Source organism: Pelagibius litoralis (genome assembly GCF_011683915.1).
Taxonomy (GTDB): domain Bacteria; phylum Pseudomonadota; class Alphaproteobacteria; order Kiloniellales; family Kiloniellaceae; genus Pelagibius; species Pelagibius litoralis.
Genome location: NZ_JAAQPH010000024.1, coordinates 40,157 through 55,313 on the forward strand (window position 1 = coordinate 40,157; position 15,157 = coordinate 55,313).

The window sequence follows — 15,157 nt, forward strand, 5'->3', positions numbered from 1 at the left end:
GGGGATTCAGCTCGCCGCCTTCAGGTGTTCCTTCAGGCGCGGCATCAGTTCGACGAGGTTGCAGGGTTTGTGGCGGGAGTCGAGCTGGAACTTCAGAATCTCTTCCCAGCCGTCCTTGCAGGCCGAGGGCGAACCGGGCAGCGCGAAGAGGTAGGTACCGTCGGCGACACCGCCGATCGCGCGGCTCTGCATGGTCGAGGTGCCGACCTTCTGGTAGCTGATCCAGCGGAACAGTTCGCCGAAGCCCTCGATCTCTTTTTCCATCACCTGCTTGAAGGCCTCCGGCGTCACGTCGCGGCCGGTGACCCCGGTGCCGCCGGTGGTGATCACCACATCGACATCGGGATCTGCGATGTGGGCCTTCAGGGCGGCGACGATCTTGTCGCCGTCATCCGTGACGATTTGCCGCGCGGCGAGTTTGTGCCCATCGGCGGCGATCATCTCGACCAGGCGCTGGCCCGACTTGTCGTCCGCCAGCGTACGGCTGTCGGAGATGGTCAGGACGGCAATGTTTACAGGCAGGAAGGGCAGGCTTTCGTCAATTCTGGCCATACAGTGCAACCTCGGCACGGGTTCCGTCCAAGGCTTCGTAGCGCGGCCAGTCGCCGCCCGCAAGTCGTTCCAGCGAGGGGGCCGGCTGGCCGAGACGCTGGCGGTAGATCCAGAGGTTGGTCAGCACCCGCTCGATAAAGAGGCGGGTTTCCTTCGACGGCAGGGCCTCGATGAAGAGCAGCGGGTCGTCGCCCGCCTTCATCCTGCGCGCCCACTTGCCGAGATTGCCGGGGCCGCCGTTGTAGGCGGTGGTCAGGCGGAAGAGGTCGCCCTGCACCCTTTCGTGGCGCAGCAGGTAGGCGATGTAGCGCTGGCCCAGCTCCATGTTCAGGCTGGGGTCGAACAGTTCGTTGCGCGCCTTGCCGCGGTAGCGCCGGTCACGGGCGATATAGCTGGCGGTGCGCGGCATCAACTGCATCAGGCCGCGCGCGCCGTCCGGGCTCTTGGCTTTGGTGTTGAAGCCCGATTCCTGGCGCATCAGCGCAAAAATCAGCGCGCGATCGACGGTGAAGCCGTTTTCCGGCTGCCAGGGCGGTATCGGGTAGAGCGCGGCGTCCAGGGCGCCGGGGGTCGCCTGATCGCTGCGCTGGCGTGCCAACTGGCTGCCCATGCGAAAGGCGAGGGAGGGCATGCGGGCGTGCTGCGCCAGGGCCAACAGAGCCTGGCTCATGCGCGGGTCGCCCCAGGAACCGGCCTTCACCAGTTCGCGCTCCGCCGCTTCGCTGTCGCCGACCTGCATCAGCGCCAGGGCGCGCGCGCCGACCGGGTTGTTCTTCAGCAGCGCCGCCATCTGCGGGTCCATCCGGTGGGACCCGAAGTCGAACTCGATCGGCATGCCCAGGGCGCGGCGCGCCAGCAGGCCATAAAAAGTATGGGGATAGAGCGCGGCGCGCTGCAGCAGCGGGCTGATCCGCTCCGGGCGCTGCAATCTCAGATTGGTTCGCGCGGCCCAGTAAGCGCCGGCGGCGATATTCCAACCGGGCGCCCGCTCGGCATTGCCGAGTATCTCAAAGAACGTTGCGGCGGATTCCAGGTCGCCGACCCGCCAGGCCGCCAGACCGGCGATCCAGTTGATCATCGGGGCCGCGGCACCGGAGCGCCGTGCCGCGGCACTGGCGATGGCATAGGCGCGCTGCGATTGTCCATAATAGAACCAGCCGGAGGCGACCAGCACCCGGGCCTGGTCCAGTTCGACCTGGTCCAGCAGCTTCTGGGTCGATTTTTTGTTGAGCAGGTCTTCGGTGACGCTGAAGCGCTGGCGCAGCACGTTGTGGTGCACCTGGCGCAGCAGCTTGGCGACCTTACGCTTTGTCGCCTTGCTGCGTTTGCGCGGCGAAACGTAGTCGGTACTGACCCGCTTGCCGCCCGAGACGATGCCGCGGCCGGGGCTCACCGGCGGCTGCGGGCGGCGGTAGTTGGCCGGGCGCCGCTTCAGCGCCAGCTTGTAGAGGCGCTGGGCCTGGGGATGGTCGGCGTAGCTGTCCATCCAGGCCTTCAGTTCCTTGTAGCGGGAACGATAGGCTGTGGGATGAAGGTAGCGTTGGGCCAGGACGTGGCCCATCAGCCGGCGGTCGCCCAAGCCCGCGATCAGCTTGTCGGCTTCCTTCCAGCGGCCCTTTTCCTGAAGCGCAAAGACCCGGCGGTAGCGGTCGGCGTCACCCGGCGACAGCACCGCCGGCAGGCCGTCCGGGCCCGGGACGATCCCGGCCGGCAGGGCGGCCGTTCCGCCCGGTTGACTCTGGATACTCGGATTTTTGGGTTGCAGATCGCCTGGCTGCAGAACCTGTGCGGCTGCGCCCGGTCCAAAACCCGGCACCGCACCCAGAAAGCCGGCAACGACGAAGGCAGCCGCCAGGCGCAGGCAGGCCGCCGCGCCGAGAAAACGCCCGACATAAGCAAAAGAAGGCCGTGCCCGGGAAACAAGGGCACCGACCCGACTCCTAGATTGCACTGCGACCCCCGGTGTTTTCATAGCCCCGGTTTTCCGATGACGTTAAACAAGCACTGATATGTCTGCAACTCCGCAGGCACCAGCAGGCCACGGCCGGGGTTAAATCGGCGTTAAGTATGGCTTTTTAGAGGCCATTGGAAATCGGCAAGGAATCCAACGGGAATCTGGGAGGAATCGGCCCGCCTAGATCGGGTCATGTTTTGTCGAAACCACAAAGTGGTTCCGACAAAACATGTGAATCCGATCGACATCAAAGAGTTAGAGCAGATCCTGGTCGATGGATCTGCTCTAGGGGGCAAGGCCCTCGCGCTCCATGGCCTCGGCAAAGGCCAGCAGGTCCCGCCAGGCCTCGCGCTTTTGCGCTGGTTGGCGCAGCAGATAGGCCGGATGCAGGGTCGGCAGGGCAGGGATCGTTTCGCCCATCCGGGGGTGGCGATAGTCGTCCCAGCGGCCGCGCAGCCGCAGGATGCCCTCGCTTTTGTTCAGCAGCGTCTTGGCCGACATGCCGCCGGTGAGCAGCAGCAGCTTGGGGGCCAGCAGCTCGACCTGGCGTTCCAGGAAAGGCAGGCAGGCGGCGATTTCCGCCGGGGTCGGATTGCGGTTCCCCGGCGGGCGCCAATACAGCAGGTTGGTGATGTAGACTTGGCTACGATCCAGGCCGATCGCGGCCAGCATGCGGTCGAGCATCTGCCCGGCCGGGCCGACGAAGGGTTTGCCCTGGCGGTCTTCCTGAGCGCCGGGGGCCTCGCCGATGATCATGATCCGGGCTTGCGGATTGCCGTCGTAGAGGCAGAGGTTGGTCGCTGTCGCCTTCAGGGGACAGCCGTCGAAACGCTCCAGTGCCTGACGGATTTCCTCAACCGAATTGGCGGCCTGGGCGAGGCGCTGGGCATCGGCCTGGGTTTCGCTGGCCGAGGCGAGACCCGGCGTAGGGCGCGGGCGCGGTGCCGGGCTCGCCGTCTTCGGCGTCATCGTTGCAGACTTCGGCGCCTGAGCCCCAGTCTGCAACGATGACGCCCGGGTCTGCCGCCGCGGGTCCGGCAGCGCGGTCCGGTCGAGCGGCACCTCGCCGACGGCTTCGTCGGCGCCGGCATCAATGAGCCACTGCAAGGCGGCCAAGCTTGCCGCAGGGTCCGGCTGTTGGCTGATCATGGGCAACGATAGCAGAGGCGGCGGCCCGCCGAAAAGCCCGCCGGTCTGAAAGCCCAACGGCCGGAAAGTCTGCCGGGGGTGAGACGGGCTTGGAAAATGCTCTGCTGGAAGTATCGTCTAGCGGAAGATCGGTCTAATGGAAGACGGGGGAGGCGAAGAGCACCACCATGATGTTGCCGATCAGCACGCTGAAGATCATGAAGATCAGCAGCGTGTAGCGATGAACGTTCGCCTCGCGCGATGATTTCACGGCGCGGACCGACTGGGCGTAGCTGGACAGGTGGCGGCCGATCTCGCGCAGTTTCTCCCGTTCGGTATTCTGCCAGGCCTGATAGAGCGCCAGTGTATAGATCGCCCCGCCGCTGCAGAGAAAGCTGATCGCGACGATCAGATTGACCAGCTGGGCATTGGTGGCGGCGAACTGGGAGGCAGCCATGAGCGCGCCGAACATCAGCAGGATGCCGCTCAGGGAGCGCCACTGGCGGGTCTTGGCATAGCGGATCGACTCCGTCGATTCGGCGTAGAGCATGCGCATTTCGGCATGGGTCAGCTCGTCCAGCGGGCTCGGATCGTTCTCGACCTCGCCTTCGTCGTCCTGCCTTGAAATCTCTTGTACGGCCATCTTTTCGGTTCTCCAGTGGCCGTAACATGGCCCGGAATGGTGAATTTTCGGTAAGGACGCACGTCTGGGCGCCTAAAACGGCGGTAAATGGCGAATAACGGGCGCGCCTGCTTTGCTTGGCCCCGGCCCCGGGTCTGTACTATGAAGACGGTCGTGCGATGCCGGGGAAACCTGTCGGAACGAAGGCAACCTTCCGTTCCGACACCAACAGGCAGAGCGAAACCATAAGGGCCCTGGATTTGGCCCGGCAGTGGCCTGACAAAGGGCCCGGGATTGATGGACCGGGGAAGAGCACCCCGGCGTTTGAGGAGTGAGAGATCTTGGAACGCGAGTTCATGGAATACGATGTGGTCATCGTCGGGGCCGGTCCGGCCGGCCTTTCGGCGGCCATCCGCCTGCGCCAGCTTTCCCAGGCAAGCGGCAAGGAGGTTTCGGTCTGTGTCCTGGAGAAGGGCTCCGAGGTCGGCGCCCATATTCTCTCCGGCGCCGTCCTTGAACCGCGGGCCCTGAACGAGCTGATTCCCGACTGGAAGGAAAAGGACGCGCCCCTGAATGCGCCGGTCGGCGACGAGAAATTCCTGCTGCTGTCCGAGAAGGGCAGCATCTCGGTGCCGATCTGGATGCTGCCCGGCCAGATGCACAACCACGGCAACTACGTGGTCTCGCTGGGCAATGTCTGCCGCTGGCTGGGCGAGCAGGCAGAGGCGCTGGGCGTCGAGGTCTATCCCGGCTTCGCGGCTTCGGAGGTGCTCTATCACGACGACGGCCGGGTCAAGGGCGTGGCGACCGGCGACATGGGCATCGGCAAGGATGGGGCGCAGAAGCCGTCCTATCAGCAGGGCATGGAACTGCACGGCCGCTATGTTTTCTTCGGCGAAGGTTGCCGCGGGTCCCTCACCAGACAGCTTGAGCAGAAGTTCGGGCTGCGCGAAGGCGCGGACCCGCAGACTTATGGCCTGGGCATCAAGGAACTCTGGCAGCTCGACCCGGCGAAGCACAAGACCGGAACGGTGATCCACACCGCCGGCTGGCCGATGAACACCACCACCTGGGGCGGCTCCTTCATCTATCACCTGGAGAATAACCAGGCCTACGTCGGCTACGTCGTCGGCCTGGACTACGACAATCCGCATCTCTCGCCTTTTGAGGAGATGCAGCGCTTCAAGACCCATCCCGCCATCCGTCCGATGCTGGAGGGCGCCAAGCGCATCGCCTACGGCGCCAGGGCGTTGAACGAAGGCGGGCTGCAGTCTCTGCCGAAACTCACCTTTCCCGGCGGCCTGATCATGGGCTGCGCGGCGGGCTTCCTCAACGTGCCGAAGATCAAGGGCAGCCACAATGCCATGAAGACCGGCATGCTGGCTGCCGAAGCCGCCTTCGAAGCGCTGAGCGGGGAAGGCGAGCCGCCGGCCGAACTGACGACCTTCACACAGAAGGTCGAAGGCTCCTGGGTGCACGAGGAACTCCACAAGGCGCGCAATTTCCGGCCCGCCTTCACCAAGTGGGGGCTCTATGGCTCAATGCTCTATGGCGCCCTCGATCTGAAGCTGCTCGGCGGCAAGGCGCCCTGGACCTTCCGTCACAGGCATGCCGATCATGAATGCCTGAAGCCGGCGGCGGAGATGCCGAAGATCGATTATCCCAAACCCGATGGTGTGCTCACCTTCGACAGGCTTTCCTCGGTCTTTATCTCCAACACCAACCACGAGGAGGATCAGCCGGTTCACCTCACGCTTAAAGACGCCTCGGTACCGGTGGAGCACAACCTTAAGCTCTATGACGAGCCGGCCCAGCGCTACTGTCCGGCCGGGGTCTACGAGATTGTCCGCGACGACGACGGCGCCAACCCGCGCCTGCAGATCAACGCGCAGAACTGCGTTCACTGCAAAACCTGCGACATCAAGGACCCGACCCAGAACATCGTCTGGGTTACGCCGGAAGGCGCGGGCGGCCCGAACTATCCGAACATGTAGCCGCCGACGGGATGCCCTGGCGGCACCCCCATTGATCGCCTGACCCTCGTTTGATCCCTTGCGATACGGCGGATTTGGTCCACTTTAAGGGTTGGAACGCGATCCGGCTGATCGCAGGAGCGTGAAGATGCGCGCCAAGCCCGGCGTTGTGGCCTCTTGCCGCCCTCGGTTAGACTAGGCGATTAGACCGGGCAATCAGCCGTAGGCAACAACGCCAGGAGATGGATTTGTCGCAAGTTCGACCCATAACGCAGCGGGTGACACGCTGGGGCCATTGGCCCAAGACGGCGGTGGCCGCGCTGGTGGTTGGCCTGGTTCCCGCGGCTTGCGGCGCGGAGCCGCCGGTTCAAAGAGCCGACCTTTCGGTTCAGTTGGTTTCCGCTGAATTGCCGCAGCGCGCGAGCACGCCGACCATCGCCTCGCCTTACGGCGCCTATCTGGCGGGTTTGGTGGCAAAGCGTGACGGGGACCTGGAGTCAGCGGCCGACTATATGATCCAGGCTCTGCGCTACGATCCCGACAATCCCGAGGTCTTGCTGCCGGCGCTGGAGTTGGCGGCGGCCACCGGCCGGCAGGACGAAGCGGCCGGCCTGGCCCAGCGGGTGATCGCCGTACAGCCCGAAAACCCCGTCGCCAATCTGGTTCTTACCGTCGAGGCGGCGCGCAGTGGCGATATGCAGCGTGCCGATGAGATCCTGGCGATGCAGCCCGAACGCGGCATCAACCAGATTCTCGTCCCGATGCTGCGTGCCTGGGTTAAGACCGGAGAGGGCGATCCCGACGGCGGCCTGGAGCGTCTTTCGGTTCTGGAGGGGGAGCGCGGCTTCGCGGTGCTCCACGGGCTTCACGCCGCGCTGATCAACGAGGTGGGGGGCCGCAGCGAAACCGCGGCAACGGGGTACGAAACCCTGCTTTCCACCACCGGCAGACCGACCCTGCGCCTGACCTGGTTGGCCGGCAGTTTCTTTGAGCGCAACGGCCAGCAGGCGCGGGCGCTGGAAGTCTACCGCGATTTTGTTTCCAGCAATCCCGGCTCGGACATTCTGGCGCCGATGCTGGAGAATGCCGAAAAGGGCGTCACCAGCCCGGTGGAGGTGACCAAAGCGACCGACGGCATGGCCGAGGTGCTGTTTCATATCGCTAGTCTCTTGAGCCAGGAGTCGGCCACCGATGCGGCCCTGGTCCACCTTTATCAGGCCATCGCGCTGCGCCCCGACTTCACTCTTGCGCGGGTGCTGCTGGGTGAGATCCTGCAGAATCAGGGTCGTGGCTTTGACGCCATTGCCGCCTATCGGTCGATCCCGGAAGACTCACTCTTCGGCTGGGTCGTGCGCCTGCGCGTTGCCGAAGAGCTGCAGGCCCTGGAAGAGGTCGATCTGGCCCTTACCGAGTTAGACGACCTGGCCGCAGAGCGGCCCGGCAGCTACGAGCCGCTGTTTCGAAAAGGTAATCTGCTGCGCGCCGAGGAACGTTTTGAGGAGGCGGTGGTCGCCTATGACGACGCCGTCGACCGCCTGTCGGAGATCCTTCCGCGCCATTGGTCGCTGCTCTATTTCCGCGGCATCGCGTTGGAGCGTTCGGACCAGTGGGAGCGCGCGGAGGCAGATTTCCTGAACGCCCTCGGCCTTCAGCCGGAACAGCCCTACGTGATGAACTATCTGGCTTATTCCTGGGTTGAGAAGAAGAAGAACCTGGATGAGGCGGAAGCGATGCTGGTGCGCGCCGTGAAGCTGCGCCCGCGTGACGGCTACATCGTCGACAGCCTGGGCTGGGTCTACTACCGGCTCGGCCGTTACGAGGAGGCGGTGGTGCAGCTGGAAAAAGCTGTCGAGCTGCGTCCGCAGGATCCGGTGATCAACGACCACCTGGGCGATGCGCTCTGGCGTGTCGGCCGCAGGATCGAGGCGAGGTTTCAGTGGAACCGCTCGCTCAGTCTCGATCCCGAGGCGGATCAGATCCCCATCATCGAGAAGAAGATCAAAGACGGCATGGATGCCCTGCCGCAGGATATCTAGCGCTAGCGGACCCAGAGCGACTTGAAGATGCTTGATCTGAAGGGCACCGCTTTGGCGGATCAAACCGCCTGGGCCAAAATCAATCTCACGCTGCAGGTTACCGGCCGGCGGGACGATGGCTATCACGCCTTGTCCAGCCTGGTGGTCTTTGCCGAGCATGGCGATGTGCTGAGGTTTCAGGAAAGCGATGTCCTGAACCTCACCATCGATGGGCCTTTTGCCGCCGGGCTGTCGGCGGCGGCGGACAACCTGGTTCTGCGGGCCGCAGAAGGCTTCTCGGCCTTGGCGGGCCGGCCCCTGAACGTTGCCGTTACCCTGATAAAGAACCTGCCGGTCGCCGCCGGCATCGGGGGTGGCTCGGCCGATGCCGCCGCCGTGCTGCGGGGGCTTTGCAGCCTGACCGGATTATCGCCCGACGATCCCAGCCTGCTGGATCTTGCCCTGCAACTGGGCGCCGACGTGCCGGTCTGTCTTGCTGCCCGGACCGTCGTGATGTCCGGCATCGGGGAAGTGCTGCGGCCGGTCGTTGCCTTTCCGGCCCTGGCCCTGGTTCTCGTCAATCCGGGGGTGCCGCTGTCCACCGCTGCTGTCTTCAAGGCCCGGCAGCCTGCCTTCAGCCGCGCCGACGAACAGCTGCCGCCGCCGGATTTCGATACCCTGCTGGATTGGCTCGGCGAACGGCCGAACGATCTGGAGGAGGCGGCGCGGCGGCTTTCACCGGTGGTGCCGCGGGTTCTGGATAGCCTGGCCGCGACGCCCGGCTGCCGCCTGGCCCGCATGTCGGGCAGCGGCGCGACCTGCTTTGCGATCTATGAAAACCATGCCGATGCCGAGAGTGCCGCCCTTGCGCTTCGGGGTGCGGAGCCCGGCTGGTGGGTAACGGCGACCGGCCTGCGGGCCGGCTGAGGTATCAACCGCCGTTGTAGAGCGCGGCGACGGAGCGCAGTTCCTGGAGCAGTGCCGGACTGGCCTCGCCGGTAACGGCCAGGCCCGCCATCTCCTGATAGCTGCGGATCGCGTCCCGGGTGGCGGGTGTCAACTGGCCGTTGCTTGTTCCGGGGGCGAGATCAAGCTGGCGCAGGATGTCCTGGATCTCCCAGAGCTCGGCAATCGTCACGGCATCGCTGGCAGGGGCGCTTGCTTGGGCAGGGGCCGGCGTCGATCCGCTGTCGCCGGCGCCCGGAGCCTCTGTCGGGCCAACGGCTGCCTGCCCGGCGGCCGGATTGCCGGGGGCCGGGTCCTGCAAGGCCGCGATTTCGCCGCTGCCCTGCTGCGGCTCCACGACCGGCTGATTGCTGAACCACCAGGTCAGACCGGCCACCGCTGCAAAGCCAAGCAGTGCATAGGTGGCGGGGCGGCGCGACGGCGTTTTTTCGATCAGCGGTCCAGCCTGCTGCGGCGCAATGGCGGGCTTTGTGATACCGGCGGGTTTCGCTGGCGTTTTCTCGCCGTCCGGATTTGCTTTGCCCGAATTCGCTTTGGCGGTTGCCGCACCGTCGGGCTTTTTGCCGTCCTGCGGCGGCTTGGTTCCGGATTTCGCCGTGGCCGCTTTGTTGCTTGGCGGTTTGCCGGTCTTTGTTTCGGGCGCTTTGGGGGGCCTGGGCGCCTGGGGGGCAGTGGTGGACTTGGTTTCTTCCGGCGCCGCGTCCGTGAAGGTCAGGCCATTGGCTTTGGCCGACGTTGCCTGCGGTCCGCTGGCTTTGAGCGTGCCCGCCGAAGGGCCGGAAAACCGCAAGCCTGAGCTGACCGGCTTTGGCGGCGGTGGCGGTACGATCGGCCGGTTGCTTCCGAAGGTAATGGTGGCAGGGTCCGGCGCCAGAGAGTTCTTGGGTTTCTCCATCGCGTCAGCGGCCTTCTTCGGCCCTGTCCCTTGGGTCCCCTTCTCCTGGCCGTGCCGTTTGGCGGTGGTCTTGGCCCCGGGCGAGCGCGATTTCCTCGGCGGCCGCTTTCCTGCGGCCGCTTTACGCGGATTCTGGCTCGCCTTTTCGGTTTGCTCGCTCATTCTCTCACGCGGCAAGTTGATGATCTGCGTGCTTGTCGTCTCACGCATTTTCCCCCGGTCTTTCCGCCGCCAGGCAGGAAAGCCCAAGTTCCTATAGGACGTTATGGGCCAGCCGTAGTTAACGGAGCCCTAATTCGAAGTCCTTAAAAAACCTCAATCTTTGGCGCTCCCGGCGTTGTCAAAGGCGGCGGCGGCGGACTATAAGCGGAGATACCGAATTGGGGCGCCATGTCTTCGAAAATGCCCGACTCCTCTCATGATTGGGTTTCTGCCTGGGTTCGCCGGGTCTGCCGGCGGGCCGGGCTGGTGGTCAGCCTGTCGCTGCTGGCAGCCGCCGGCTTGCTGTGGTTCGCCGTCACCACCCTCAGTATCAACACCTCGACCACCGATATGCTGTCGGAAGATCTGCCCTTTCGGCAGAATAACGTTGCGGTTGATTTGGCCTTTCCCCAGCGCGACGACACCCTGATCCTGGTCATCGAAGGTCCCGACAGTCTGGCCGCGGAGCAGGCGGCGGCGCGACTGGCCGCTACCCTGAGGGAGCAACCCGAACGCTTCGAGAGCGTCTTCGATCTCGAGGGCGCGGCCTTTTTTCGCCGCAACGGGCTTCTTTTTCTCTCCCAGATTGATTTGGATACCCAGGCGGACCGGCTTGCCGAGGCCGAACCCCTGCTGGCGGCGCTGCTGGAGGACCCCTCGCTGCGCGGCCTGCAGGGCCTGCTGACCAACGCCTTCACCGAGGCAGAGGGCGGCGGCGAGAACCTTGGGTTCCTGCTGGACAGCCTGGCGGCGGTGGCCGAGGCCTTGCCGACGCAGCCCCATGCCAGGCTTTCCTGGCCCGCCCTGCTGCAGGAACAGGCTGAGACTGATTCGCAGAAACGCCGTTTTCTCATCGTCAAACCGCGGACCGATTTTGCCAGCCTGACCCCGGTGGCGGCGGCCGTGGTGGCCATCGAGGCGGCGATCGAGGTCTCGGGTTTCGACGCGGCGGCCGGCTATCGCATCCGGCTGACCGGCGAGGCCCTGATGCTCCAGGACGAGCTTTATTCGGTGCGCAGCGGCATCGGCTTCGTCGGCCTGCTGTCGGCGGTGCTGGTGGCCTGCGTGCTGTTTATCGGCCTGCGCTCCTGGCGGCTGGTGCTGCCGATTCTGGTAACCCTGGTCGTCGGTCTCTGCTGGACGGCGGGTTTCGCGGCGCTGGCGGTCGGGCAGTTGAACCTCATATCGGTGGCCTTTGCGGTGCTGTTCATCGGCCTCAGCGTCGATTTCGGCATTCACTTCGCGCTGCGCTTCCGCGAGGTCCTGGGGGCCGGCGGTTCCTCGGGCGAACCCCTCCATGCCGAACCTGGGGAGAGCGGCACCCAGGCCGCGCTGTCGTTGACGGCGGCGCTGATCGGCCGGCCGCTGCTGCTGTGCGGCCTGTCCTCCGCCATCGCCTTTTTTGCCTTTCTGCCGACCGCCTACCGCGGCTTGTCTGAACTGGGGCTGATCGCCGGCGGCGGCATGTTCATCGCGCTCTTTGCCAACCTCACTCTGTTGCCGGCCCTGCTCAGCCTGCTGCCGCTGCAGGCCGCACCGCTGCAGCCCGGGCCGATTGCGGCCGTTGGCGCCTGGGTCCACCGCCAGGCCGGGCAGCGTGCCCGCTGGTTGCTGGGCCTCGGCGGGCTGCTGGCGCTTGCCTCCCTGCTGGCCCTGCCGCAGGCGGTCTTCGACGACGACCCCCTGAACCTGCGCGACCCGAACTCACCCTCCGTCGCCACCTTGCTGGACCTGCTGTCGGACGAGCGGGTGCAGCCCTATGAGGCGGAGGTTCTGGCCGCCGACCTGCCCCAGGCGGTGGCGCTGGCCGCGCGGCTGGAGGCCCTGCCCGAAGTTGCCGCGGCAGTTACCCTCGCAGACTTCGTGCCGGCGGATCAGCAGGACAAGTTGGCGGTGATCGACGAAATGGTGCTGTTTCTCTCGCCGCTTTTCCTGCCGGGCGAGCCGCTGGCGCCTCCGGGCCCCGATGAGCGCCGTAAGGCCCTGACGGCTCTGCAGCAGACCCTGGCCACGGCCCCGCCGCCGCTTGGCGATGCCGCCGGGCGCCTGCTGACGGCACTCCGGGCCCTGGACGGCGGTGATAACGCGGTGCTGGCGAAGCTGGAACGGGCCTGGCTTGCCGGCCTGGGTCCGCAGATCGACCGCTTGGGCGAGGCGCTGGAGGCTGATGCGGTCGGTCTTGAGGACCTGCCGCCGGACCTGATCGCCCGTTACAGGGCGGCGGACGGGCGGGCGCTGATCGAAGTCCAGCCGCGCGACGACCTGCGCGATGCGGCGGCGCGGGCGCGCTTTGTCGATGCGGTGCAGGCGGTGGTGCCGACCGTCTCCGGGCCGCCGGTGACCATCGTCGCGGCCGGCCGCGCGGTGATCGAGGCTTTCGTTCAGGCCAGCCTGATCGCCCTGGTCGCCATTGCGGTGCTGCTCTGGCTGGTGTTGCGCTCCCTGCGCGACTGCCTGCTGGTGCTGATCCCGCTCGTACTGGCGGCGGCGATGACCGTGGCGGCGGGCGTGCTGCTCGACCTGCCGTTCAACTTCGCCAACGTCATCGTGCTGCCGCTGCTGCTGGGCCTGGGCGTCGACAGCGGTATCCATTCGGTGATGCGGGCGCGCGAGCTGCGCCAAGCCGGACCGGATGGCGCGGCGGGGGCGAATTCGACGCCGCGGGCGATCCTGCTGAGCGCACTGACCACCCTGGCCTCCTTTGGGGCGCTGGGGCTCTCCAGCCATCCCGGCACCGCCAGCATGGGCATGCTGCTGACCCTGGCCATCGTGGTCACGCTGTTCTGCATCCTGCTGCTGCTGCCGGCCCTGCTGGCGGTCACGGAAAGGCGGGGAGAGGGATAAAACCAAGAGCATTGCGGCGCGGCAGTCCGGGCGTTAAATTGCGCCCGCCCGGCCTCCGGTCCTAGGATAGTGGGGGTCACGCGGCATTGTTGGGGCGTAGCCAAGTGGTAAGGCACCGGTTTTTGGTATCGGCATTCGCAGGTTCGATCCCTGCCGCCCCAGCCAACCTTTCTTCCTGAAGACCTATATCACCCCGAAGGCGAAGATCGCCGCCATTCCGGCCGCGCCGGCGCCGAGCCGCAGCCAGAGCGCGTCGCCGGCGCCGATCAGCGCGCGGCTGATCAGCCAGAGGCCGAGGCCGATCTTCACCAGGGCCAACAGCGCGAGCGGCAGGTTTACATTGGGGGCGATGAGCGCCGGGTTGGCGACGAAGGCCAGCGGCACGAGATAGAGCCCGAGGCCGAGGCGCATGGCCTTGCCGGCCACCGGCACCCAGGGCGTGTTCGCCATGCCGGCGGCGATGAAGACGGTGCCGCAGACCGGCGGGGTGATGGTCGACAGCAGGGCATACCAGAAGACGAAGAGATGGGCCTGCAGCGCCGGCAGGCCGAGTTCCTGCAGCGCCGGGCCGGCGACCGAAACGCAGATTACATAGGCCGCCGTGGTCGGCACCTCCATGCCCAGGATGAGACAGGCCAGCGCGGTCAGCAGCAGGGCGCCCCAGAGGTGGCCGCCGGAAAGGCCGATGATGACCGAGGTCACCTTCACGCCGAGGCCGGTCATGTGCAGGACACCGATGACGATGCCGGCGCAGATGATGATGGCGGCGATGGTGGCGATCTGCCGCGCGGCGTTGTTGCAGGCCCCTTCGAAGCGCCTGAGGAAGGCGAGGATGGAGAAGGTTCCGTTGCGGTCGGTGATCAGCAGGCTGGCGGCGGCGAAGATGGCCAGGCCGGCGGCGAACTGCGGCGTGTAGCCGGTGAGGAACAGCACGGCGAGCAGCAGGCCGAAGGGGATGAGGAAGAAGGGCACGGTGGTCAGCAGGGTCCTGCGGTCCGGCAGGTCTTCGCGCGCCATGCCCTTCAGGCCGTAGCCCTTGGCGAAGCGGTCGACGCCGGTCCAACTGGCCCAGAAGAACAGCAGGGCGGGCAGGATCGCCGCCGCCATGATCGCCGTGTAGGGCAGGCGCAGCAGCTCCACCATGATGAAGGCCCCGGCGCCCATCAGCGGCGGCATGATCTGCCCGCCGCTGGAGGCGACGGCTTCCACCGCGGCGGCGAAGGAAGGCGGATAGCCCAGGCGCTTCATGGTCGGCAGGGTGATGGCGCCGGTCGAGGCGACGTTGGCCGAGGCGGAGCCGGAGATCGAGCCGAAGAAGGCGGAGGAAAGGATCGAGACCTTGGCTGCGCCCGCCCTGAACCTGCCGGCCAGCCGGGTCGCCAGCGCCATGAAACCGGCGCCGCCTTCGCCCGCGCCGACAAAGGCGCCGAGAATGACGAAGACCGCCACAACGTTCACCGAGACGCCGGTCAGCGAGCCCCAGATTCCGCCCTCGGCGATCACCAGGGTGCCGAGGAAGGAATTCACCGGAATGCCGGGATGGCCGAACTCGCCGGGCAGATACTGGCCGAAGAGACCGTAGGCCAGGGCGGTGACGGCGACCAGCGGCAGGGCCAGCTTGATCGCCCGGCGCGCCATTTCCAGCACCACCAATATGAGCACGATGGCGAGGGTGTACTGCAGCGGTCCGCGCAGGCTGCCGTACTGCTCGTCCAGGCTTTCCAGATTGACGATGATGTAGCTGCAGGCCAGCAGCCCGGCGAGGCAGAGGAGCCGCCCGGACCAGCGGCTGAAAGGACCGCCGCTTTCCGCCGCCAGGAAGACCCAGGGCAGGGCCAGCATGAGGTGCAGGGGGCGGCTGACCAGATTGGGGATCAGCCCGGCGAAGATCAGCCAGAGATGAAAGCCGACGGAGACGAGGGCGAGGAGGGAGAAGAAACCGCGCCGAATACCCGTGGCTTCGACACTATCCGCCACGGTGATCTGCTCCCTTCCTCGCACGCTCCC

Annotated in this window: 10 protein-coding genes and 1 tRNA gene; 5 read left to right on the top strand and 6 right to left on the bottom strand. The window is 66.1% G+C overall.

Annotated elements, in window-relative coordinates:
* Window positions 1-6: 6 nt before the first annotated feature.
* The 4 genes from moaB to HBA54_RS23770 form a co-directional block, all read right to left on the bottom strand.
* Complete coding sequence (gene moaB / locus HBA54_RS23755; RefSeq protein WP_167229415.1) at window positions 7-552, bottom strand: molybdenum cofactor biosynthesis protein B; 546 nt, start codon at window positions 550-552, stop codon at window positions 7-9.
* Entirely contained in the window at window positions 539-2,503 is a 1,965-nt protein-coding gene (locus tag HBA54_RS29775) for a lytic transglycosylase domain-containing protein (RefSeq protein WP_167229417.1), read from the bottom strand. The genes moaB and HBA54_RS29775 overlap by 14 nt, the downstream gene beginning before the upstream one ends.
* A 288-nt stretch (window positions 2,504-2,791) precedes the next feature.
* Window positions 2,792-3,655: a uracil-DNA glycosylase gene (locus tag HBA54_RS23765; protein ID WP_167229419.1), complete on the bottom strand. Its 864-nt coding sequence runs from the start codon at window positions 3,653-3,655 to the stop codon at window positions 2,792-2,794.
* Window positions 3,656-3,788: 133 nt separating this feature from the next.
* Window positions 3,789-4,277: a hypothetical protein gene (locus HBA54_RS23770; RefSeq protein ID WP_167229421.1), complete on the bottom strand. Its 489-nt coding sequence runs from the start codon at window positions 4,275-4,277 to the stop codon at window positions 3,789-3,791.
* A gap of 320 nt (window positions 4,278-4,597) precedes the next feature.
* Here HBA54_RS23770 and HBA54_RS23775 point away from each other — a divergent pair, with 320 nt between their 5' ends.
* The 3 genes from HBA54_RS23775 to HBA54_RS23785 all read left to right on the top strand — a co-directional run bounded on the left by HBA54_RS23775 (window position 4,598) and on the right by HBA54_RS23785 (window position 9,171).
* On the top strand, window positions 4,598-6,250 hold the full coding sequence (locus tag HBA54_RS23775; protein ID WP_167229423.1) for an electron transfer flavoprotein-ubiquinone oxidoreductase: 1,653 nt from the start codon (window positions 4,598-4,600) through the stop codon (window positions 6,248-6,250).
* 227 nt (window positions 6,251-6,477) lie between these two features.
* Window positions 6,478-8,265, top strand: a complete 1,788-nt coding sequence (locus HBA54_RS23780) for a tetratricopeptide repeat protein (protein WP_167229425.1) — start codon at window positions 6,478-6,480, stop codon at window positions 8,263-8,265.
* Between the two features lie 27 nt (window positions 8,266-8,292).
* Complete coding sequence (locus HBA54_RS23785) at window positions 8,293-9,171, top strand: 4-(cytidine 5'-diphospho)-2-C-methyl-D-erythritol kinase (RefSeq protein ID WP_167229428.1); 879 nt, start codon at window positions 8,293-8,295, stop codon at window positions 9,169-9,171.
* Window positions 9,172-9,175: 4 nt separating this feature from the next.
* Here HBA54_RS23785 and HBA54_RS23790 read toward each other — a convergent pair whose 3' ends face one another.
* Complete coding sequence (locus HBA54_RS23790) at window positions 9,176-10,267, bottom strand: peptidoglycan-binding domain-containing protein (RefSeq protein ID WP_167229431.1); 1,092 nt, start codon at window positions 10,265-10,267, stop codon at window positions 9,176-9,178.
* A 228-nt stretch (window positions 10,268-10,495) separates the two neighbouring features.
* Between HBA54_RS23790 and HBA54_RS23795 the strand changes: the two genes are divergently transcribed.
* Window positions 10,496-13,150, top strand: a complete 2,655-nt coding sequence (locus HBA54_RS23795) for an MMPL family transporter (RefSeq protein WP_167229434.1) — start codon at window positions 10,496-10,498, stop codon at window positions 13,148-13,150.
* A gap of 90 nt (window positions 13,151-13,240) precedes the next feature.
* Window positions 13,241-13,315: transfer RNA gene (locus HBA54_RS23800), tRNA-Gln, on the top strand.
* 18 nt (window positions 13,316-13,333) lie between these two features.
* Here the strand turns inward: HBA54_RS23800 and HBA54_RS23805 are convergent.
* Window positions 13,334-15,151 (bottom strand): TRAP transporter permease, encoded by a 1,818-nt coding sequence (locus tag HBA54_RS23805; protein WP_322096106.1) that lies wholly within the window; start codon window positions 15,149-15,151, stop codon window positions 13,334-13,336.
* Window positions 15,152-15,157 lie beyond the last annotated feature (6 nt).

Bases quoted from the DNA above. Each gene is read 5' to 3' on its own strand.
- moaB (WP_167229415.1), bottom strand. From the start codon at position 552: ATGGCCAGAATTGACGAAAGCCTGCCCTTCCTGCCTGTAAACATTGCC.
- HBA54_RS23765 (WP_167229419.1), bottom strand. From the start codon at position 3,655: ATGATCAGCCAACAGCCGGACCCTGCGGCAAGCTTGGCCGCCTTGCAG.
- HBA54_RS23770 (WP_167229421.1), bottom strand. From the start codon at position 4,277: ATGGCCGTACAAGAGATTTCAAGGCAGGACGACGAAGGCGAGGTCGAG.
- HBA54_RS23785 (WP_167229428.1), top strand. From the start codon at position 8,293: ATGCTTGATCTGAAGGGCACCGCTTTGGCGGATCAAACCGCCTGGGCC.
- HBA54_RS23790 (WP_167229431.1), bottom strand. From the start codon at position 10,267: ATGAGCGAGCAAACCGAAAAGGCGAGCCAGAATCCGCGTAAAGCGGCC.
- HBA54_RS23795 (WP_167229434.1), top strand. From the start codon at position 10,496: ATGTCTTCGAAAATGCCCGACTCCTCTCATGATTGGGTTTCTGCCTGG.